Annotated in this window: 17 protein-coding genes; 9 read left to right on the top strand and 8 right to left on the bottom strand. The window is 59.7% G+C overall.

Going from position 1 to position 21,132, the window contains the following annotated elements; translation table 11 throughout:
• The 5 genes from lepB to pdxJ all read left to right on the top strand — a co-directional run bounded on the left by lepB (position 1) and on the right by pdxJ (position 4,262).
• Positions 1 to 855: a signal peptidase I gene (gene lepB, locus ACOYXJ_RS04165; protein WP_095119368.1), complete on the top strand. Its 855-nt coding sequence runs from the start codon at positions 1 to 3 to the stop codon at positions 853 to 855.
• Positions 856 to 1,024: 169 nt separating this feature from the next.
• Positions 1,025 to 1,714 carry a ribonuclease III gene (rnc, locus tag ACOYXJ_RS04160; protein ID WP_016986099.1) on the top strand — a complete coding sequence of 230 codons (690 nt, stop codon included), beginning with the start codon at positions 1,025 to 1,027 and terminating at the stop codon, positions 1,712 to 1,714.
• Positions 1,707 to 2,609 carry a GTPase Era gene (gene era, locus ACOYXJ_RS04155; RefSeq protein ID WP_042557789.1) on the top strand — a complete coding sequence of 301 codons (903 nt, stop codon included), beginning with the start codon at positions 1,707 to 1,709 and terminating at the stop codon, positions 2,607 to 2,609. The genes rnc and era overlap by 8 nt, the downstream gene beginning before the upstream one ends.
• A gap of 168 nt (positions 2,610 to 2,777) precedes the next feature.
• Positions 2,778 to 3,467: a DNA repair protein RecO gene (gene recO, locus ACOYXJ_RS04150; protein ID WP_460368046.1), complete on the top strand. Its 690-nt coding sequence runs from the start codon at positions 2,778 to 2,780 to the stop codon at positions 3,465 to 3,467.
• A gap of 48 nt (positions 3,468 to 3,515) precedes the next feature.
• Positions 3,516 to 4,262, top strand: coding sequence for a pyridoxine 5'-phosphate synthase (gene pdxJ, locus ACOYXJ_RS04145; RefSeq protein WP_047292711.1), 747 nt, complete (start codon positions 3,516 to 3,518; stop codon positions 4,260 to 4,262).
• Between the two features lie 127 nt (positions 4,263 to 4,389).
• Here pdxJ and mltF read toward each other — a convergent pair whose 3' ends face one another.
• The gene (mltF, locus tag ACOYXJ_RS04140; protein WP_102900605.1) at positions 4,390 to 5,850 is read right to left on the bottom strand and encodes a membrane-bound lytic murein transglycosylase MltF; all 1,461 of its coding nucleotides are present in this window, start codon (positions 5,848 to 5,850) and stop codon (positions 4,390 to 4,392) included.
• A 285-nt stretch (positions 5,851 to 6,135) separates the two neighbouring features.
• Here mltF and purL point away from each other — a divergent pair, with 285 nt between their 5' ends.
• The 4 genes from purL to ACOYXJ_RS04120 all read left to right on the top strand — a co-directional run bounded on the left by purL (position 6,136) and on the right by ACOYXJ_RS04120 (position 12,259).
• Positions 6,136 to 10,032, top strand: coding sequence for a phosphoribosylformylglycinamidine synthase (gene purL / locus ACOYXJ_RS04135; protein ID WP_460368043.1), 3,897 nt, complete (start codon positions 6,136 to 6,138; stop codon positions 10,030 to 10,032).
• Positions 10,033 to 10,037: 5 nt separating this feature from the next.
• Positions 10,038 to 10,349, top strand: a complete 312-nt coding sequence (locus ACOYXJ_RS04130) for an NGG1p interacting factor NIF3 (protein ID WP_460368041.1) — start codon at positions 10,038 to 10,040, stop codon at positions 10,347 to 10,349.
• 1,025 nt (positions 10,350 to 11,374) lie between these two features.
• Complete coding sequence (locus tag ACOYXJ_RS04125) at positions 11,375 to 11,737, top strand: DUF6124 family protein (RefSeq protein WP_460368039.1); 363 nt, start codon at positions 11,375 to 11,377, stop codon at positions 11,735 to 11,737.
• 225 nt (positions 11,738 to 11,962) lie between these two features.
• The gene (locus ACOYXJ_RS04120; protein WP_460368037.1) at positions 11,963 to 12,259 is read left to right on the top strand and encodes a hypothetical protein; all 297 of its coding nucleotides are present in this window, start codon (positions 11,963 to 11,965) and stop codon (positions 12,257 to 12,259) included.
• A 52-nt stretch (positions 12,260 to 12,311) separates the two neighbouring features.
• On the opposite strand, the gene nagE is transcribed toward ACOYXJ_RS04120, so the two are convergent.
• From nagE to ACOYXJ_RS04085, 7 genes are all read right to left on the bottom strand, one after another.
• Positions 12,312 to 14,054, bottom strand: a complete 1,743-nt coding sequence (gene nagE, locus ACOYXJ_RS04115) for an N-acetylglucosamine-specific PTS transporter subunit IIBC (RefSeq protein WP_460368035.1) — start codon at positions 14,052 to 14,054, stop codon at positions 12,312 to 12,314.
• Positions 14,055 to 14,077: 23 nt separating this feature from the next.
• Positions 14,078 to 16,591 (bottom strand): phosphoenolpyruvate--protein phosphotransferase, encoded by a 2,514-nt coding sequence (ptsP, locus tag ACOYXJ_RS04110; protein WP_460368033.1) that lies wholly within the window; start codon positions 16,589 to 16,591, stop codon positions 14,078 to 14,080.
• Between the two features lie 135 nt (positions 16,592 to 16,726).
• Positions 16,727 to 17,749, bottom strand: coding sequence for an SIS domain-containing protein (locus ACOYXJ_RS04105; RefSeq protein WP_122609585.1), 1,023 nt, complete (start codon positions 17,747 to 17,749; stop codon positions 16,727 to 16,729).
• Positions 17,730 to 18,836 (bottom strand): N-acetylglucosamine-6-phosphate deacetylase, encoded by a 1,107-nt coding sequence (gene nagA, locus ACOYXJ_RS04100; protein ID WP_460368030.1) that lies wholly within the window; start codon positions 18,834 to 18,836, stop codon positions 17,730 to 17,732. Before nagA ends, ACOYXJ_RS04105 begins: the two co-directional genes overlap by 20 nt.
• Positions 18,837 to 18,859: 23 nt before the next feature.
• Positions 18,860 to 19,591 (bottom strand): GntR family transcriptional regulator, encoded by a 732-nt coding sequence (locus ACOYXJ_RS04095; protein ID WP_102900597.1) that lies wholly within the window; start codon positions 19,589 to 19,591, stop codon positions 18,860 to 18,862.
• A gap of 283 nt (positions 19,592 to 19,874) precedes the next feature.
• A complete protein-coding gene (locus ACOYXJ_RS04090; RefSeq protein ID WP_460368028.1) occupies positions 19,875 to 20,390 on the bottom strand; it encodes a L,D-transpeptidase family protein in 516 nt (171 codons plus the stop codon).
• A gap of 74 nt (positions 20,391 to 20,464) precedes the next feature.
• Positions 20,465 to 21,019: an NUDIX hydrolase gene (locus tag ACOYXJ_RS04085; RefSeq protein WP_460368026.1), complete on the bottom strand. Its 555-nt coding sequence runs from the start codon at positions 21,017 to 21,019 to the stop codon at positions 20,465 to 20,467.
• Between the last annotated feature and the right edge of the window lie 113 nt (positions 21,020 to 21,132).

Genomic DNA, 21,132 nt, shown 5'->3' with positions numbered 1-21,132 from the left:
ATGTCACTAAATTTCCCGCTGTTGCTGGTCATCGCCGTGTTCGTCTGCGGCCTGTTGGCGTTGCTTGATCTGTTGATCCTGGCGCCGCGTCGCCGGGCGGCCATTGCCTCTTATCAAGGCAGTGTCAGCCAGCCCGATGTCGTGGTCGTCGAGAAACTGAACAAAGAGCCGCTGCTGGTTGAATATGGCAAGTCGTTCTTCCCGGTGTTGTTCATCGTACTGGTGCTGCGTTCGTTCCTCGTGGAGCCGTTCCAGATTCCGTCTGGCTCGATGAAACCGACCCTGGACGTCGGCGACTTCATTCTGGTGAGCAAGTTTTCTTACGGGATCCGCCTGCCGGTGATCGACAAGAAAATCATCGAAGTCGGTGACCCCCAGCGTGGCGATGTAATGGTGTTCCGTTACCCGAGCGACCCGAGCGTCAACTACATCAAACGTGTAGTCGGCCTGCCGGGCGACACGGTGCGTTATACCGCTGACAAACGCCTGTTTGTGAATGGCGAATCGATTGCCGAGCAGATGGTCGGTGCAGAACCGGGCACGCTCGGCAGCGCCGAGCTGTACAAAGAGAAACTGGGCGCCGCCGAGCATCTGATCCGCAAGGAAATGAGCCGCTACCGCGCCACGCCGGACCGCTCGTGGACAGTCCCCGCCGGGCACTACTTCATGATGGGCGACAACCGCGACAACTCGAACGACAGTCGCTACTGGGATGATCCGAACATTCCCAAGGATCTGCTGGGCATGGTTCCCGACCAGAATATCGTCGGCAAGGCCTTCGCGGTCTGGATGAGCTGGCCGGAACCGAAACTCAGTCACCTGCCGAATTTTTCGCGGGTTGGCCTGATCAAGTAATCACACACGGCGCTGTTGACCACAGCGCCGAATGCATTTCTGGAGCCGGCACAATCGGCTTCGCAATCGCCAGGATTTAATTTTTGAACACAGCGTTAATTGTCCCAGGCCTGCGCCGCATCCCGGCGATGGCAGTGGAATCCAGCCACGAACTCAGCGTGGGTAAACCGTGAGCGTTTCTCTAAGCCGTCTCGAGCGCCAGCTCGGTTACACCTTCAAGGATCAGGAGCTGATGCTGCTGGCCCTGACGCACCGCAGTTTTGCCGGGCGCAACAACGAACGCCTGGAATTCCTCGGTGATGCCATCCTCAACTTCGTCGCTGGCGAGGCGCTGTTCGATCGCTTCCCGCTGGCCCGCGAAGGCCAGTTGTCGCGTTTGCGCGCACGTTTGGTAAAAGGTGAGACGCTGGCCGTACTGGCGCGCGGTTTCGACCTTGGCGATTACCTGCGACTGGGTTCCGGCGAGTTGAAAAGCGGCGGTTTCCGTCGCGAATCGATTCTGGCCGATGCCCTCGAAGCGTTGATCGGTGCGATCTATCTCGATGCCGGCATGGACATGGCGCGCGAACGCGTTCTGGCCTGGCTGGCGGGCGAGTTCGAAGGCCTGACCCTGGTCGACACCAACAAGGATCCGAAAACCCGTTTGCAGGAACACCTGCAATCGCGCGGTTGCGATCTGCCACGCTATGAAGTGGTGGATATCCAGGGCGAGCCGCACTGCCGAACCTTCTTCGTCGAGTGCGAAGTTGTCTTACTGAATGAAAAAAGCCGAGGTCAGGGTGTGAGCCGTCGTATTGCCGAACAGGTAGCGGCCGCCGCAGCACTGATTGCCCTGGGCGTGGAGAATGGCAATGACTGATACAAACGCAACTCGCTGTGGCTATGTTGCCATCGTCGGCCGTCCCAACGTCGGTAAGTCGACGTTGCTCAACCACATCCTTGGCCAGAAGCTCGCGATCACCTCGCGCAAGCCGCAGACCACTCGCCACAACATGCTTGGAATCAAGACCGAGGGTGACGTGCAGGCGATCTACGTCGACACTCCCGGCATGCACAAGGGTGGCGAAAAGGCCCTGAACCGTTACATGAACAAAACCGCTTCGGCGGCGTTGAAAGACGTCGACGTGGTGATCTTCGTGGTTGATCGCACCAAGTGGACCGACGAGGACCAGATGGTTCTGGAGCGCGTGCAGTACGTGACCGGCCCGCTGATCGTCGCGCTGAACAAGACCGACCGCATCGAAGACAAAGCCGAGCTGATGCCGCACCTCAGCTGGTTGCAGGAACAACTGCCGAACGCGCAGATCATTCCGATTTCGGCGCAACACGGCCACAACCTTGAAGCGCTGGAAAAAGTGATTGCCAACCACTTGCCGGAAAATGATCACTTCTTCCCGGAAGACCAGATCACCGACCGCAGCAGCCGTTTCCTTGCCGCCGAACTGGTGCGCGAGAAAATCATGCGTCAGATGGGCGCCGAGCTGCCGTACCAGATCACCGTCGAGATCGAAGAATTCAAGCAGCAGGGCAAAACCCTGCACATCCATGCCTTGATCCTCGTTGAACGTGACGGCCAGAAGAAGATCATCATCGGCGACAAGGGCGAGCGCATCAAACGCATCGGCACCGAAGCGCGCAAGGACATGGAGCTGCTGTTCGACTCCAAGATCATGCTCAACCTGTGGGTCAAGGTGAAGGGCGGCTGGTCCGACGACGAGCGTGCATTGCGTTCGCTGGGTTACGGCGACCTGTAATCACCGTTCCAGAGAACACCGATACCCACTGTGGGAGCGAGCCTGCTCGCGAAGAGGACGTAACATTCAGCCTTGATGTTGACTGTCACTCCGCTTTCGCGAGCAGGCTCGCTCCCACATTTGGTTTTTGGGTTGTGTGTAAAACCGCGTTTCTTCATCGAGAACTCAATGTCGCAAAACCCGCCTCCCGCCCAACCCGCCTACGTCCTGCACAGTCGCGCCTATCGCGAAACCAGCGCGTTGGTCGACTTCCTTACGCCGCAGGGTCGGCTGCGGGCGGTGTTGCGCAGTGCGCGGGGCAAGGCCGGGACATTGGCGCGGCCGTTCGTGTCGCTGGAAGTGGAGTTCCGCGGCAAGGGTGAGTTGAAGAATGTCGGGCGCATGGAGAGTTCTGGCACTTCGGCTTGGCTCAATGGTGAGGCGTTGTTCAGCGGTCTCTATCTCAATGAGTTGCTGATCCGTTTGCTGCCCGCTGAAGATCCGCACCCGGGGGTATTCGATCACTACGCCGCGACCTTGCTGGCACTGGCTGAAGGCCGTCCGCTGGAGCCGTTGCTACGTTCGTTCGAATGGCGACTGCTGGACGATCTCGGTTATGGCTTCTCGATGAACACCGATATCCACGGCGAGCCCGTCGAGGCAGATGGTCTCTATCGTCTGCAAGTGGATGCCGGTCTTGAGCGGGTCTTTCTACTGCAACCCGGCCTGTTCAACGGCGTCGAATTGCTGGCCATGGCCGAAGCCGACTGGACCGCTCCCGGCGCTCTCTCTGCTGCCAAGCGCTTGATGCGTCAGGCACTGGCTGTTCACTTGGGCGGTCGGCCTCTCGTCAGTCGCGAGCTGTTTCGCAAGCCCTGATCTCACGTATGCTGTGCGCCGAATCTTTTCCTTCAGGAGCGCGCATCCGTGACCACCAGCAATCGCATTCTTCTTGGCGTGAACATCGACCACGTCGCCACCCTGCGTCAGGCCCGTGGCACGCGCTATCCGGATCCGGTCAAGGCTGCGCTGGACGCGGAAGAGGCGGGCGCCGACGGCATCACCGTGCACCTGCGTGAAGACCGCCGGCATATTCAGGAGCGCGACGTACTGCTGCTCAAAGATGTGCTGCAAACCCGCATGAACTTCGAAATGGGCGTCACCGAAGAAATGATGGCGTTCGCCGAGCGTATCCGCCCGGCGCACATTTGTCTGGTCCCGGAAACCCGTCAGGAGCTGACCACTGAAGGTGGTCTGGACGTAGCGGGGCAGGAGGAGCGCATCAAGGCAGCGGTTGAGCGTCTGTCGAAGATCGGCAGCGAAGTGTCGCTGTTCATTGATGCCGACGAGCGTCAGATCGCTGCATCGAAGCGCGTCGGTGCGCCAGCCATCGAGCTGCACACCGGTCGTTATGCCGATGCTGAAACCCCGACCGAAGTGGCTGAAGAATTGAAGCGTGTGGCGGACGGTGTGGCGTTTGGTCTGGCCCAAGGTCTGATCGTTAACGCGGGTCACGGCTTGCACTATCACAACGTTGAAGCCGTAGCGGCGATCAAGGGGATCAACGAGCTGAACATCGGCCATGCGCTGGTGGCGCATGCGTTGTTCGTCGGCTTCAAGTCTGCGGTATCGGAAATGAAGGCGCTGATCCTGGCGGCCGCGTTGAAAGGTTGAAGATCAACGCATAACAACTGTGGGAGCGAGCCTGCTCGCGAAAGCGGTGTATCAGTCAAGGATGATGTCGACTGACACGGCGCCTTCGCGAGCAGGCTCGCTCCCACATTTATTTTTGGGGTGTTGGTTAGAGCGGGGCAGGTTCTTGAGTGGGCTTTGACTTGTCGATGCCGGGCACATGCAGATTGCCCTCAGCGACTTGATCGCCCTCAAGCTGCGGCTGCGTCACCCAGGTCAAAATGTCGTAGTAGCGACGAATGTTCGCCACAAAATGCACCGGCTCGCCGCCCCGGGCGTAGCCATAACGCGTCTTGCTGTACCACTGCTTCTGCGACAGACGCGGCAGAATCTTTTTCACGTCCAGCCATTTGTCCGGGTTCAACCCTTCCTTGGCCGTCAGTTTGCGCGCGTCATCCAGATGACCGCTGCCGACGTTGTACGCCGCCAAGGCAAACCAGGTGCGATCCGGTTCCTTGATCGAGTCGTCGAGCTGATCCTTCATATAAGCCAGGTATTTCGCCCCGCCCATGATGCTTTGCTTCGGATCGAGACGGTTGGATACGCCCATCGCTTGCGCAGTGTTCTGGGTCAGCATCATCAACCCGCGCACGCCGGTCTTCGAGGTAACCGTCGGCTGCCACAGCGATTCCTGATAACCAATGGCCGCCAGCAGGCGCCAATCGACTTTCTCTTTCTTCGCGTAGTTCTTGAAGTGCTGTTCGTATTTCGGCAGGCGCTGCTGCAAATGCTGGGCGAAGGTCGTGGCGCCCATGTAACCGAGGACATCGACGTGGCCGTAATAACGATCCTTCAAGCGTTGCAGGGTGCCGTTTTTCTGCACCTTGTCCAGATACGCGTTGATCTCGTTGAGCAGACTGTTGTCTTCGCCCGGGCCGACCGCCCAGCTCTGGCTGCGCGCATCGCCGAGGTCGAAGGCCACACGAATGTTGGTGAAGTACACCTGATTCATCGCCACTTCGTTGGAGTCGACCAAGGTCAGGTCAATCTGCCCTTCATCGACCATGCGCAGCAGGTCGACCACTTCAACCGCGTCGGACTCTTCGTATTCGATGCCGGGGAATTTCTTTTTCAGCTCCGCCAGTTGTTCAGCGTGGGTGCTGCCTTTAAGCACCATGATCTTCTTGCCGACCAGATCACCCGGATCGGTCGGCCGCGACTGGCCGTTGCGATAGATGATCTGCGGGGTGACTTCAAGGTAGGAGTGCGAGAAGCGCACCTGCTGCTTGCGCTGATCGCTGCTGACCAGACCGGCGGCGGCCAGCACCGGGCCGTTGGGTTTGCCGATCTGGTTGAAGAGGTCGTCGAGGTTGTCGGCGGTCTCGATCTTCAGCTCGACACCCAAATCGTCGGCGAAGCGCTTCACCAGCTCGTATTCGAAGCCGGTTTCACCGCTGCGATCCTGAAAGTAGGTGGCGGGGCTGTTACGGGTAATCACCCGCAGCACACCATCCTCCTTTACGCGCTCGAGTGTGTTGGGTTTATCAACACAGCCACCGAGCATCAGGAAGAGTCCGGTTGCGATCAGCCATTTGGCGTACCGCGGACGCAAAGCCGTTGGGAAAAACATCTGCGCAGTATACGCAAACGGCCACGGGCGCCATATCTCGACAGTGCAGAGGGAGTCTGCTAGCGATCACAAAACCGAGCGAAACCCCATAGAAACGGGCCTTTACGGCTTTTTGTTACAGTAAAAATAAGCGGCCTCTGAACAGCTGATTTACCTGACTCTGAAGTCGGAAACACAGATTGATACCCGAGTGCAACCGTGCGTAGCGTTTCGGGTGATGTTGAGGGCGGTTTAGGCTAGAATGCACGGCCTCAAAGCACACCCCTTCCCGAGGCTGTCCCGAAGATGTTGATCCTGCGCGGCGCTCCTGCCCTTTCTGCCTTTCGCCACAGCAAACTCCTTGAGCAACTGAGCCAGAAGGTTCCAGCTGTCAGTGGCCTGTATGCTGAATTCGCTCACTTCGCCGAAGTCACCGGCGTCCTGACCGGCGACGAACAGCAGGTGCTAGCGCGCCTTCTGAAGTACGGCCCAAGTGTTCCGGTTCAAGAGCCGACCGGCCGTCTGTTTCTGGTGTTGCCGCGTTTCGGCACCATCTCGCCATGGTCGAGCAAGGCCAGCGACATCGCTCGCAACTGCGGCCTGAGCAAGATCCAGCGTCTGGAGCGCGGTATCGCCTTCTACGTGGCCGGTCAGTTCAGCGAAGCCGAAGCCCAGCAGATTGCCGACGTGCTGCATGACCGCATGACCCAGATCGTGCTGGCCAACCTCGAGCAGGCCGCCGGTCTGTTCAGCCACGCCGAGCCGAAGCCGCTGACGGCCATCGACATCCTTGGTGGCGGTCGCGCTGCGCTGGAAAAAGCCAATACCGAGCTGGGCCTGGCCCTGGCCGAAGACGAGATCGACTATCTGGTCGACGCCTTCAACGGCTTGAAGCGCAATCCGCACGACATCGAACTGATGATGTTCGCCCAGGCCAACTCCGAGCACTGCCGTCACAAGATCTTCAACGCCAGTTGGGATATTGATGGCGAGAACCAGGAAAAAAGCCTGTTCGGCATGATCAAGAACACCTACGTGATGCACAGCGAAGGCGTTCTGTCGGCTTATAAGGACAACGCCTCGGTGATCGTCGGCAACGTCGCCGGCCGTTTCTTCCCGAACCCTGAAACCCGCCAGTACGGCGCGGTGCAGGAGCCGGTGCACATCCTGATGAAGGTTGAAACCCACAACCACCCGACGGCGATTGCCCCGTTCCCGGGCGCATCGACCGGTTCCGGTGGCGAGATCCGCGACGAAGGTGCAACCGGTCGCGGCGCCAAGCCAAAGGCTGGCCTGACCGGTTTCACCGTGTCGAACCTGCAAATCCCGGGCTTTGAACAGCCGTGGGAAGTGCCGTACGGCAAGCCTGAGCGCATCGTCACCGCGCTGGACATCATGATCGAAGGCCCGCTCGGCGGCGCCGCGTTCAACAACGAATTCGGTCGTCCGGCCCTGACCGGCTACTTCCGTACCTTCGAACAGTCGATCACCACCCCGCACGGTGACGAAGTTCGTGGTTACCACAAGCCGATCATGCTCGCTGGCGGCATGGGCAACATCCGCGAAGAGCACGTCAAGAAAGGCGAAATCGTCGTTGGCTCCAAGCTGATCGTGCTCGGCGGCCCGGCGATGCTCATCGGTCTGGGCGGCGGCGCCGCTTCCTCGATGGCCACCGGTACCAGCTCGGCGGATCTCGACTTCGCTTCCGTACAGCGTGAAAACCCTGAAATGGAGCGTCGTTGCCAGGAAGTCATCGACCGTTGCTGGCAATTGGGTGACAAGAACCCGATCAGCTTTATCCACGACGTCGGTGCGGGCGGTCTGTCCAACGCCTTCCCGGAACTGGTCAACGACGGCGACCGCGGTGGCCGTTTCGAACTGCGCAACATTCCCAACGACGAGCCGGGCATGGCCCCGCACGAAATCTGGTCCAACGAATCCCAGGAACGTTACGTTCTGGCGGTCGGCCCGGAAGACTTCGAGCGCTTCCAGGCGATCTGCGAACGCGAGCGTTGCCCGTTTGCCGTTGTCGGTGAAGCCACTGCCGAACCGCAGCTGACCGTGACCGACAGCCACTTCGGCAACAACCCGGTGGACATGCCGCTGGAAGTGTTGCTGGGCAAAGCCCCGCGCATGCACCGTTCGGTGGTTCGTGAAGCCGAGCTGGGCGATGACTTCGATCCGTCGAACCTCGACATCAGCGAATCCATCGAGCGCGTTCTGCATCACCCGGCCGTGGCCAGCAAAAGCTTCCTGATCACCATCGGCGACCGCACCATCACCGGCCTCGTAGCCCGTGACCAAATGGTCGGCCCGTGGCAGGTTCCGGTGGCCGACGTTGCCGTCACCGCGACCAGCTTCGACGTCTACACCGGTGAAGCGATGGCGATGGGCGAGCGTACTCCGCTGGCATTGCTGGACGCTCCGGCGTCGGGCCGTATGGCCATCGGCGAAACCCTGACCAACATTGCCGCGTCGCGCATCAACAAGATCTCCGACATCAAACTGTCGGCGAACTGGATGTCCGCTGCCGGCCACCCGGGCGAAGACGCGCGTCTGTATGACACCGTGAAAGCGGTCGGTATGGAACTGTGCCCTGAGCTGGGCATCACCATTCCGGTGGGCAAGGACTCGATGTCCATGGCCACCCGTTGGAGCGATAACGGCGAAGAAAAAACCGTGACCTCGCCGATGTCGCTGATCGTGACCGGTTTCGCGCCAGTGGCTGACATCCGTCAGACCCTGACCCCGGAACTGCGCATGGACAAGGGCACCACCGACCTGATCCTGATCGACCTCGGTCGCGGGCAGAACCGTATGGGTGCTTCGATCCTTGCTCAGACACACGGCAAGCTCGGCAAACACGCGCCGGACGTCGATGACGCTGAAGACCTGAAAGCCTTCTTCGCGGTGATCCAGGGCTTGAACGCCGATGGTCACCTGCTGGCTTACCACGACCGTTCCGATGGTGGTCTGCTGACCTCCGTGGTGGAAATGGCCTTTGCCGGCCACTGCGGTCTGAGCCTGAACCTCGACAGCGTTGCCGAGTCCTCGGCAGAAATCGCTGCGATCCTGTTCAACGAAGAACTGGGCGCAGTGATCCAGGTTCGTCAGGACGCCACGCCAGACATCCTCGCGCAATTCAGCGCGGCCGGTCTGGGCGACTGCGTGTCGGTGATCGGTCAGCCGATCAACAATGGCCAGATCAACATCACCTTCAACGGTGACACCGTGTTCGAAGGCCAGCGTCGTCTGCTGCAACGTACCTGGGCTGAAACCAGCTACCAGATCCAGCGTCTGCGCGACAACGCCGACTGCGCCGAACAAGAATTCGACGTGCTGCTGGAAGAAGACAACCCGGGCCTGAGCGTCAAGCTGAGCTACGACGTCAACCAGGACATCGCCGCGCCTTACATCAAGAAAGGCATCCGCCCACAGGTTGCCGTGCTGCGTGAGCAGGGCGTCAACGGTCAGGTGGAAATGGCCGCAGCGTTCGACCGCGCCGGTTTCAACGCGATCGACGTGCACATGAGCGATATTCTCGCCGGCCGTGTCGACCTGAACGAGTTCAAAGGTCTGGTGGCGTGCGGTGGTTTCTCCTACGGTGACGTGCTCGGCGCCGGTGAAGGCTGGGCCAAATCGGCCCTGTTCAACAGCCGTGCCCGCGATGCGTTCCAGGGTTTCTTCGAGCGCAACGACAGCTTCACCCTCGGCGTGTGCAACGGTTGCCAGATGATGTCCAACCTGCACGAGCTGATCCCGGGCAGCGAGTTCTGGCCGCACTTCGTGCGTAACCGCTCCGAGCAGTTCGAAGCCCGTGTGGCGATGGTTCAGGTGCAGGAGTCGAACTCGATCTTCCTGCAGGGCATGGCCGGTTCGCGTATGCCGATCGCCATTGCTCACGGTGAAGGTCACGCCGAGTTCTCCAGCGAAGAGGCACTGCTGGAAGCCGATCTGTCGGGTTGCGTGGCGATGCGTTTCGTCGACAACCATGGCAAGGTCACCGAGAAGTATCCGGCCAACCCGAACGGTTCGCCGCGCGGGATTACCGGTCTCACCAGCCGTGATGGCCGTGTGACGATCATGATGCCGCACCCGGAGCGTGTGTTCCGCGCGGTGCAGAACTCGTGGCGTTCGGAAGACTGGAACGAAGACGCACCCTGGATGCGTATGTTCCGTAATGCACGCGTCTGGGTGAACTAAGGCCTGTGTACAAGCTGGCGTTTTTTGTTCCTGACAGTCATGTCGAGGTGGTCAAAGGGGCTGTGTTCGCTGCGGGTGGTGGGCGGATCGGTGACTATGACCACTGTGCTTGGCAGGTGCTCGGTTTGGGCCAGTTTCGACCTTTGGACGGGAGTCAGCCGTTTATTGGTGAGGCGGGGCAGGTTGAGCGGGTTGAGGAATGGAAGGTTGAGCTTGTGGTGGCGGATGAGTTGATCGTTGCTGTGGTGGCGGCGCTCAGGTTGAGCCATCCCTACGAGACGCCGGCTTATGAAGTGTGGCGGCTGGAAGATTTCTGATCTTTCTTGCTGCTTAAACAGGAAACCCGCAGATGAGTGATTGTCTGCGGGTTTTTTGTTGCCTGCGATTTTTCGGGTGATGGCGTTTTTTAATGTGGGAGTGAGCCTGCTCGCGAAGGCGTCGGATCAGGCAATGATGTTCTGACTGATCGGGTACATATCCGTTGCTGCGGTAACGGCTGCTTAGGGTTCCACCCTTACGGCGGGTCACTTTTTACAAACGCCTAAAAAGTAACCAAAAACGCTTGCCCCAACGTTCGGCCCACTCGCTAAAGCTCGGGGTTCCTTCGCTCCGGGATCCATCCGGGCGCATCGCCTCCGGTTTGCTTCGCTGCACCTCCTCTCGATGTGTTTGGCTGCGCCAAACGGTCGCTGCGCGCCCACCCCCGGATAAATCCCTCCACTCAGCCTGCCGACGGGGCCGGTGGATCAAGATCAAAAGCAGCAGCCGAGCTAACGCTCATCCTGTTGAGTGGTGAAGAGCACGGAGTGTTCGGCTTTGGTTTTGTGGTGGATTCGCCCCTCAACGCCGCCCGCACAGCCCTCTCCCGAGGGAGAGGGAGAGGGAGAGGGAGTCGATTTTTGGGCTTTTCAAGATCTGAATTCGACTCGGTCTTTCACGTCGGCGTATTTCCACCAAACACCTCGGTCAGTCCCCTCTCCCTTTGGGAGAGGGCTAGGGTGAGGGTTTGCTTTTGGCTGTTTAATGATGTGTCGAATAGCCAGAACTTTCCCACGAGGTTTTCAGGTTGTCCGTCGGACGCTCGCTCTCTAGGCTTTGCCTGTCGCTGCCAATTCAGCGACCGGGCGTGAGATCCCCGGAATGCTTGCAACTAGCGCCAACACTACGATAATTGGCGCCAGCTCAATCTGCTGCCTGTTTTATGGCGGCTGTGTGCGGGCAGACTTCGGTCTGGCCGGTTGCCTGCTCCGGTGGATCTCACCCTGCACATAGCTGCCACCTCTTCGCCGCGTGAGATCCGGCGAACGATGGCATCCCCACTTGCAGTAGCAGGAGTTGAACTTTGGACAAGCTGATCCCCGACCCACCCCACGAAACCAAAACCCCACTCGAAGAAGCCCTCCGCGCCGAAGACCAGGCCCGAAACCGCGAAGCCATCAAGCGCGCCCTCGATTTCTACCTGTGCCCTGAGCCCGCAAAGCCACGCCGGCCTAGCACCATGTTCATAGTCTGTCCGCAGGTCGACATCGAAAGCCTGCTCGCACACGCTTGCGAGTCATTAGCCTCGGCAAGTACCGCGGCCGGCAACTTCGCCAATGAGCTAAACGGTTCTCAGCGCAGCACCGTATTAGGTATCCAGCAAATCGTCATGCTCGCCGAACTGGCGGTAAATCGCGCACTGGATCGGGTAGACCCGCAAACGTGATCCATACGGGGACATCGCAAACAGGCTGGCCCCATTGGGATAGGGGCAAGCCTGCTCAAGCGCATGACTTTGGAGATTGACGTTCGCGGCTCAACTCAGTGGCAGATGTGGCATTGACCGTTTATCGGAAACACCCCTTAACCTGTAATTTCTGACAGTGGCGCGATACCTCCAACTCTTGTCAGATAAGCCTTCCATCCAAAACGGGTTAGAAGGAACTTGACTATGTCTGCTGAAAAAAGTGTTGTGCCAGTCATCACCTCTGTGAGAGACGATAAGGGAGAGATTCCCAACGGTGGCGCCACCTCGGCAACTTCTGTGCAATTGAGCGGGGTTGCAGCTGCTGGAGAAAAAGTTGAAATCTTCGATGGTGCTGTTTTGAAGGGGCAAGTAGTTGTCAGTGCTGCAGGGCGCTGGGATTTTCACCTGACGAGTCTGATGCCGGGTGCTCATTCGGTTATGGCCAAAGGAAGCGCTGGTATGTCATCTAGTCGTACGTTTGCCGTTGTTGCAGCAAAGTAACTGCCGATTAAAAAAGCCGCTGAGCTTCATAGCCCGGCGGCTTTTCATGGGTTCAGTAAGGCTGTTGGACTTTGATTGCGGGTAAAACCTTCGCACTTGGCTCACTGCGATTGAGCAGAGCTTCAAGTGCTCCACTCAAACTCGCAGCTTTGTCACCCACTAACAAGTGCCAGACCCCGCCATCCAACTGGCTGACACCGTGACAACCCAGATCCTTCAACTGCGCCTCGGACAACGCCTTGCCATCCGCCAATTGCAGGCGAATCCGCGTCATCGCAATGCAATCCAGTTGCAGCACATTGTCGCCACCGCCCAACGCGTTCAGCCATTGCTGTGCCTCGGAACCGGCAACGGCAACAACTTTCGGCTCATCAGCAACAACAGCGGTTTCAACCAGAACCGCACGCCCCAGTGAAGGCATGGCGAGGCGAATCTCATCCGCAATACTGTCCGCCATCGGCCCGACAACCACCTGCAAACTTCCACCCTTGCCCGGACGCACAACCGCCATCGCACCCAACGCTTTCAAATCAGCATCGGACGCCTTGTTGCGATCAACCATCTCCAACCGCAACCGCGTGGTGCAGGCGCCGACGGTGAGCAAATTCTCCGCACCACCCAATGCCTTGATGTAAGCACTGGCCCGTTCGTTTTCAGTGAGGATCGCTTTCTCAGCAGCCACATCCTCGCGCCCCGGCGTCTTCAGATTGAAGCGACGAATACAGAAATCAAACACCGCGTAATACACCACGGCGTAAGCCAGCCCGACCGGAATCACCAGCCAGCCATTGGTCGAGCGCCCCCAACCCAGCACCATGTCGATGAAACCGCCGGAGAAGGTGAAGCCGAGGTGAATGTTCAGCGCATTGGTAATCGCCATCGACAACCCGGTCAGCAACGCATGCAGCAGATACAACAGCGGCGCCAAAAACATGAAGGCGAATTCGATCGGCTCAGTTACCCCGGTGAGGAATGACGTCAGCGCCATCGACAGAAAGATCCCGCCCATCACCTTGCGCCGCTCCGGCAGGGCATTGCGATACATCGCCAAACATGCGGCAGGCAGACCGAAGATCATCATCGGGAACATGCCGGTCATGAACTGGCCGCCCTTCGGATCACCGGCGAAGTAACGCGAGAGATCCCCTGTCACCAGAGCACCTGTTGTTGGATCGGTGAAGTTACCGAACACAAACCACGCCATGTTGTTGAGGATATGGTGCAGGCCAGTCACGATCAGCAGGCGGTTGAACACGCCAAACACGAACGCGCCGATACTGCCGCTTTCCATCATCAGCGCGCCGAAAGCGTTGATGCCGTGCTGGATCGGCGGCCAAATGTAGCCGAACACCACGCCGAGACCGACCGCCGCAAACCCGGTAACGATTGGCACAAACCGCCGGCCGCCGAAGAACGCCAGGTACTCCGGCAGCTTGATGTCCTTGAAACGGTTGTACAGCGCGCCGGCCATCAGGCCGCTGACGATCCCGGCGAGCATGCCCATGTTGATGCTCGCATCGAGCACCTTGAGTGTGGAGATCATCACCAGATAACCGATCACTCCGGCCAAACCGGCGGTGCCGTTGTTGTCCTTGGCGAAACCGACGGCGATGCCGATGGCGAAGATCATTGCCAGGTTGGCGAAGATCACTTGGCCGGCGTCGTGGATGATCGCGATGTTCAAAAGGTCAGTGTCACCCAGACGCAGCAACAGGCCGGCAATCGGCAGGATCGCGATGGGTAGCATCAGCGCGCGGCCGAGGCGTTGCAGGCCTTCGATGAAGAGTTGGTACATGGCGTTTGTCCTTTTTGTTTTTTTTAGCGCAGAGGCCAATGTTGATGACAGGCGTGACGCACGGCGGCGGCGCTGCTGAATTTGAGCAGGTCGCGGCTGAGGCGCTGGCATTCGGCTTCGTGGACCTGGCGCACGCGATCCTTGATTTCCCCGATCTGCACCGGGCTGACCGACAGTTCGGTAACGCCAAGACCAATCAACACTGGCGTCGCCAGCGGGTCGGAGGCGAGGGCGCCGCAGACGCCGACCCAACGCTTGTGCACCGCCGCGCCTTCGCAGGTCATGGCGATCAGACGCAGCAGCGCCGGGTGCAAGGCGTCGACGCGGGCTGCCAAACCTGCGTGATCGCGATCCATGGCCAGGGTGTATTGCGACAGGTCGTTGGTGCCGATCGAGAGGAAGTCGGCATGTTCGGCGAGTTGTTCGGCTTGCAGCGCGGCGGCGGGGACTTCGATCATCACGCCGATTTCCGGGCGTTGGCTGATACCGAGTTCGATGCACAGGGCATCGACGCGCTGGCGGATGTGCAGTAGCTCGTCAACTTCGGTGACCATCGGCAACAGGATCCGGCAACGGTGCAGCGGGCTGACTTGCAGCAGCGCGCGCAATTGTTGATCGAGAATTTCCGGGCGGGCCTGAGCCAGACGAATGCCGCGCAGGCCGAGCACCGGGTTGGCTTCGATTGGCAGCGGCAGGTAATCGAGTTGCTTGTCGCCGCCGACGTCGATGGTGCGGATGATTACCGACTTGTCACCCATCGCATCGATCACGGCTTGATAGGCGCTGCGTTGCTCCTCGACATCCGGCGCGGTTTGACGATCGACGAACAAAAACTCAGTGCGCAGCAAACCAACACCATCGGCACCGTTGACGAAGGCGTCCGCCGCTTCACTGCTGGAGGCGACATTGGCGACGACTTCGATGTGCACGCCATTTCGCGTTTCGGCAGGCAGATGAGCTTTAGCCTGTTGAGCATCGCGACGTTGCTTGCGATCGATTTGCGCCTGCTGAACTTCAGCCAGACGTTCAGTGTTGGGCGTCAGTTCCAGACGACCGCCATCGGCATCGAGCACCACCGATTGACCTTGCGGCTGATCAAGCAATGCCGACCCCAAGGCCACCATGCACGGCAAACCTTTGCCGCGAGCGAGAATCGCCACGTGTGAAGTCGCGCCACCCGCGGCCATGCACAACCCGGCGACACCTTGCGCGCTGAGTTGCAGCAGATCCGACGGTGTCAGTTCATGTGCAGCAACGATGGCACCGGCGGGTACATCGTAATTCCACGCCTCGCCGAGTAATGCGCGTAACACGCGTTGTTTGAGGTCGCGCAGATCATTGGCGCGTTCCGCCAACAGCGCGCTGCCGGTGTGTAGCAGCACGTCGCATTGCACATCGATCGACTGGCTCCAGGCGTGCGTCGCCGCAGTGCCTTGTTCGATGGATTGCTGCGCGGCATCGAGCAGCGCCGGATCTTCCAACAACGCCAAATGCGCGGCGAAGATTGCTTCTTCGTCGGCATTCTTGTGCTTCTTCGCTTGGCCGAGGGTGTCGTCGATTTCACTGCTGACCTGTCGCAGTGCAGCTTCAAGTACCTGCTGTTGTTTCAGCGGATCGTGATTGCCTGCGTCCACCGGCAAACTGATCGCGTTCAAACGAAACAGTGGCCCGCCAACCAATCCCGGCGCGGCGCAGACACCGTGCAACACACCTGCTTCGGCCGGACGTTTAAGAGGCGCAACATGGATCGGCGCAGCAGAGTGATGATCATCCGGCAGCGCCGTGGCCAACGCCGTTAGCAACGCCTGCAGCGCCGCTTCGGCATCCGGCCCCTGACAGCTGACCTGTACTTCATCCTGCTCGCCAACCGCCAGACCCATCAAACCGATCAGGCTGTTGCACGGCGCCGATTTGCCGGCGAAGTGCAGTTGCGACTGGCTTCTGAAACCTTGCGCAGTCTGCCGAATCAACGCAGCCGGGCGCGCATGTAAACCACCGCGATGAGCCACCAGCACATGACCATGAACCTCCGGCCCACCGACGACTTCAGCGCTCGCTGCCGAACCGTTGCGCGCAACAATGTGCAGCAACGGCTCGCCAACCTTCACCGCTTTCAACGTGATCGGCCGTACCTGGAAATCCTGGCTGTTGGTCAGGATCAACAGGCTGACCAGGCTTTTGCATTGCTGGCCGACCTTGTCGAGGTCATAGCGCAGCAACGGCTGGCCCTTGCTGACGCGCGTGCCATCCTTGACCAGCATCGAGAAGCCTTCGCCGTTCAGCTCAACGGTGTCGAGGCCCAGATGCAGAAGGATTTCCGCGCCGTTATCGGCACGTACGGTCAGCGCGTGGCCGGTGCGGGCGACGTGAATGATCACCCCGGCGCACGGCGAATATAGCGTGTCGTTGATCGGGTCGATGGCAATGCCGTCGCCCATCGCGCCGCTGGCGAACACCGCGTCCGGGACTTTGGCGAGCGTGAGCACCGGGCCGCTGAGCGGGGCGCTGAGGGTCAGCTCTTTATTGTTGTTGTGCATGGCTCGGTCTCATCGGTTAGATCTCGGTTCGATGTCCCCTGTAGGAGCTGCCGAAGGCTGCGATCTTTTGATCTTGTTTTTTGGATCAAAATCAAAAGATCGCAGCCTTCGGCAGCTCCTACAGGTTTGCTTCAATTAGTGCGTGCGGGTCACTTTGCTCAGGTGGCGCGGCTGATCCGGGTCCATGCCACGGGCCACGGCCAGACCTGCGGCCATCACGTAGAAACTCTGGATCGCCAGAATCGGATCGAGCGCTGGATGTTCGGCGCGGGTCAGGGTCAGGTCGCGCTCGGTCACGTCATCCGGCGCGGCGAGCAATACGCGGGCGCCGCGTTGACGCATTTCCGCTGCAAGACTCAGCAGGCCAGCCTGTTCAGCTCCGCGCGGTGCGAAAACCAGCAACGGATAATGTTCATCGATCAGGGCCATCGGGCCGTGACGGACTTCCGCGCTGCTGAAGGCTTCGGCCTGAATCGCCGAGGTTTCCTTGAATTTCAGTGCTGCCTCCTGAGCGATGGCGAAACCGGCACCACGACCGATGACCATCAAACGCTCGCAATCGCGCAGCGCTTCGATGGCCACGCTCCAGTCCTGTTTCGCCGCTTCGCGCAGACCTTCAGGCAGGGCATTGCCGGCTTCGAGCAATTCGCTGTCCTCTTTCCAGTGCGCGATCAAACGGGCGCTGGCGCTGAGGGTGGCGATAAAACTTTTGGTTGCGGCAACGCTGCTTTCAGTCCCGGCGAGCAGCGGCACGCTGAATTCACAGGCAGCTTCCAATGGCGAATCGGCGGCGTTGACCATCGACACACTGAGCGCGCCACGTTTACGCAACAGACGCAGGCTGTTGACCAGATCCGGGCTTTGCCCCGATTGCGAAAAGGCGAACGCGACCTGACCGCTGACCTTCAACGGCGCCTGCTGCATGGTCACCACCGACATCGGCAACGACGCAACGGGCACGCCTAATTGCTGCATGGTCAAGTAGGCGAAGTAGCTCGCTGCGTGGTCGGAACTGCCGCGCGCCACAGTCATTGCCACTTGCGGCGGCTGACGGCGCAGGCGCCCGGCAATTTCGATCATTTGCGGGTCAAGCTGTTGCAGTTGGGCTTGCACGGCCTCGAACGAGGACAGCGCCTCTTCAAGCATTTTTGAAGTCAATGTCTTCTCCTTCGACCATGACGGCGGTCAGTGTGAGTGAGCGATCGAGCCGCACGCAGTCGGCCCAAGCACCCGGCTGCAGGCGCCCGCGTTCGTTGATGCCGAGGTAGTCGGCGGGGAATTGCGAAAGACGTTGTGAGGCTTCGGCGATCGGCAGACCGATCTTCACCAGATTGCGCAGGGCTTGATCCATGGTCAGCGTGCTGCCGGCCAAAGTGCCGTCCGGCAGGCGTACGCCGCCCAGGCATTTGGTCACGGTGTGGCTGCCGAGCTTGTATTCACCGTCGGGCATGCCGGCGGCAGCGGTCGAGTCGGTCACGCAATACAGGCACGGGATCGAGCGCAGAGCCACGCGAATGGCGCCGGGATGCACGTGCAGCAGATCCGGGATCAACTCGGCGAATTTGGCGTGGGCCAATGCGGCGCCGACGATGCCCGGCTCGCGGTGATGCAGCGGGCTCATGGCGTTATAGAGATGGGTGAAACTGGTCGCGCCGGCATCCAGAGCGGCGACGCCTTCCTCGTAACTACCGAGGGTGTGGCCGATCTGCATGCGCACGCCACGGCTGCTCAGCTCACGAATCAAGCCGTCGTGGCCGGCGATTTCCGGGGCGATGGTGATCACCCGGATCGGCGCCAGTGCCAGGTATTCTTCGACTTCGGCCATCAACGCGGTGTGGGCGAAGTTCGGTTGCGCGCCGAGTTTTCCCGGGTTGATGTACGGGCCTTCGAGGTGCACGCCGAGGACCCGCGCGGCACCTTTCGGACGCTGTTCGCAGAATGCTCCGACTTCCTTCAGGACGCTGGAAATCTCGGCACTCGGCGCGGTCATGGTGGTGGCCAGCAGCGAGGTGGTGCCGAAACGCACGTGGGTTCTGGTGATGGTTTCGAAAGCGCTGGCGCCTTCCATGATGTCTTTGCCGCCACCGCCGTGAACGTGCAGATCGATGAAGCCCGGCAGCAGATACGGCAGGTCATTGGTGGCCGGATCGCAAGGCACGCCTTCGATCGACACGACTTTGCCGTGTTCGTGGACCAGCCGGCCGCGAACCCAGCCGCTGGCGGTGAGGATGTTGTCTTCGGACATTTTGGTTCTCGCTTTGGGCCGTTTTAGCGGCGCAGCTCTGCAACAAAGTCGTAGTAGTCGTTGCGGCAATAGGTGTCGGTGACTTCGATCGGCGTGTTGTCTTCCAGATAGCCGACGCGGGTCATCAGCAGCATCGCGGTGCCGGGGGCGATGCCGACCAGCGCGGCGAACTCGTCCGAGGCGTTGATCGCCTGGATGTGCTGCAAGGCGCGGACGATCGGCTTGCCGATGCCGTCGAGGTATTCGTAGAGCGAATCGCCGACCAGTTGCGGCTTGGGCATGATCGAGGCGGGCAGCGTGCTCATTTCGATGGCCATCACCGTGTCATCGGCTTTGCGCAGACGCTTCATGCGCGCAACCTTGTCGTTCGGCGACAGGCTGAGGCGGATCAGTTCTTCGTGGGTCGGCAGGGTGATTTCCCGCTCCAGCCATTGCGAGCTGGGCACGAAGCCCTTGAGGCGGAGCATTTCGCTGAAGCCCGAAAGGCGCGAAAGCGGTTGTTCGAGGCGTGGGGTAATGAAGGTCCCGGAACCTTGCAAGCGGCGTATCAAGCCTTGATCGAGGAGGACTTCCAGCGCCTTGCGCGCAGTCACTCGGGAGATGCCCAGTTGCTCGCTGAGGTTGCGTTCCGAGGGCATCGCCTGCTCGGACTTCCACTGCCCGGCATGAATCGCAGCTTCCAGATTGCGTGCCAGCTGCAGGTACAGCGGCGTCGGCTGGGAGTCATCTGGGCGTAGGGCGTGGAGGTCGTTCATGTAGGGCATTTCCGTCGCGAGTATAGGATTGTTGTGGCTCGCTTGTGAGGCGGAAATTAATACCACTTGAATACCATGTCAACGCAGGCAATGGGCGGTTAATCCAATGAAACGGCGGGTTTTAGAGGGGTTGGTTTGAAGTGGTATTAAAGGTGGGCTGTAAAAAGCAAAAGATCGCAGCCTGCGGCAGCTCCTACAGTTGAGAGTGGTATCACCCTTGTAGGCGCTGCCGCAGGCTGCGATCTTTTGATTTATTTTTTTGCGGGTGACCAGCGGTCGCTGCTTAAGGGCGGATTTCGACCATCGTGCCGTCCGGCACCAGATTCCACACTTCGCGCATATCAACGTTGCGCATGGCGACGCAGCCATCAGTCCAGTCGAGGGTGTGGAACAGGTCTTCCGGGGTTTCTTCCGAATCCGGCGTGCCGTGGATCATGATCATACCGCCGGGCTCGACGCCTTCACGCCGGGCGCGGGCCGAATCGCTGATGTTCGGGTAGGAGATGTGCATCGACAGATTGAATTTGTCGCTGGTCTTGCGCCAGTCGATCCAATAGAAACCTTCCGGCGTGCGCTTATCGCCTTCAATCAGTTTCGGGCCTTTTTTCGCGCCCTTGCCCAAGGAAATGCGATAGGTCTTGAGCGGCTTGCCGTCGGCGATCAACTGCAGTTGATGAGCCGATTTGAGCACCAGGACTTTTTCAATAAGAGGTGTATTCGAAGGCGTCACGGTGGTCACGAAGGACGCTTGGGAGACGGAAACGAACGACAGGCAGAACAGGGCAAGCAACCAGCGCATTGAAACGATTCCCCAAGGAGTGAAGCAAACAGGTTTTGTGTAGGAGCTGCCGCAGGCTGCGATCTTTTGATCTTCTAACCGATAATCACCGGCTGCACCAACGGCGGAATCGATTCCGAACGCACAGGATACGTCTCGTCGCGCCTATCAGCGAAGAAGCATTCTAAGGTACGCCCCACCGTGCGGAAAGCCAGCTCGTCCCACGGGATGTCGGCTTCGTCGAATAGTTGCACTTCAAGGCTCTCGGGGCCGGCGGCAAAGTCCAGATCGACCAGCTCGGCACGGAAGAACACATGCACCTGACTGATGTGTGGCACATCGATCAATGTGTAGATGCTCAAATTGCGCACCCGGGCGCAGGCTTCTTCGGCAGTTTCGCGGACGGCGGCTTGCTCGATGGTCTCGCCGTTCTCCATGAAGCCGGCGGGCAAGGTCCAGTAACCGAGGCGCGGTTCGATGGCACGGCGACAGAGCAACACTTTTGTCCCCCAGGTCGGCACGCATCCAGCGACGATATTGGGGTTCTGATAGTGAATGGTCTGACAGCTGTCACAGACAAATCGCAGCCGCGAATCGCCTTCGGGAATGCGCTGGGTGACCGGGTTACCGCAGTGGCTGCAAAATTTCATGCTGGGCTTCCTGAATGCTGCGCCTATCTTGGCGTGCAGCGGTGCCGGTCGGCAAGTTGTCGTTTCGCGACACGACGGGTTTCGGGGGCTTGGGCGCTCGCATTGATTGGTGC

Source organism: Pseudomonas sp. Tul2A7, assembly GCF_054790505.1.
This window is presented reverse-complemented; position numbering and strand designations above follow the sequence as displayed.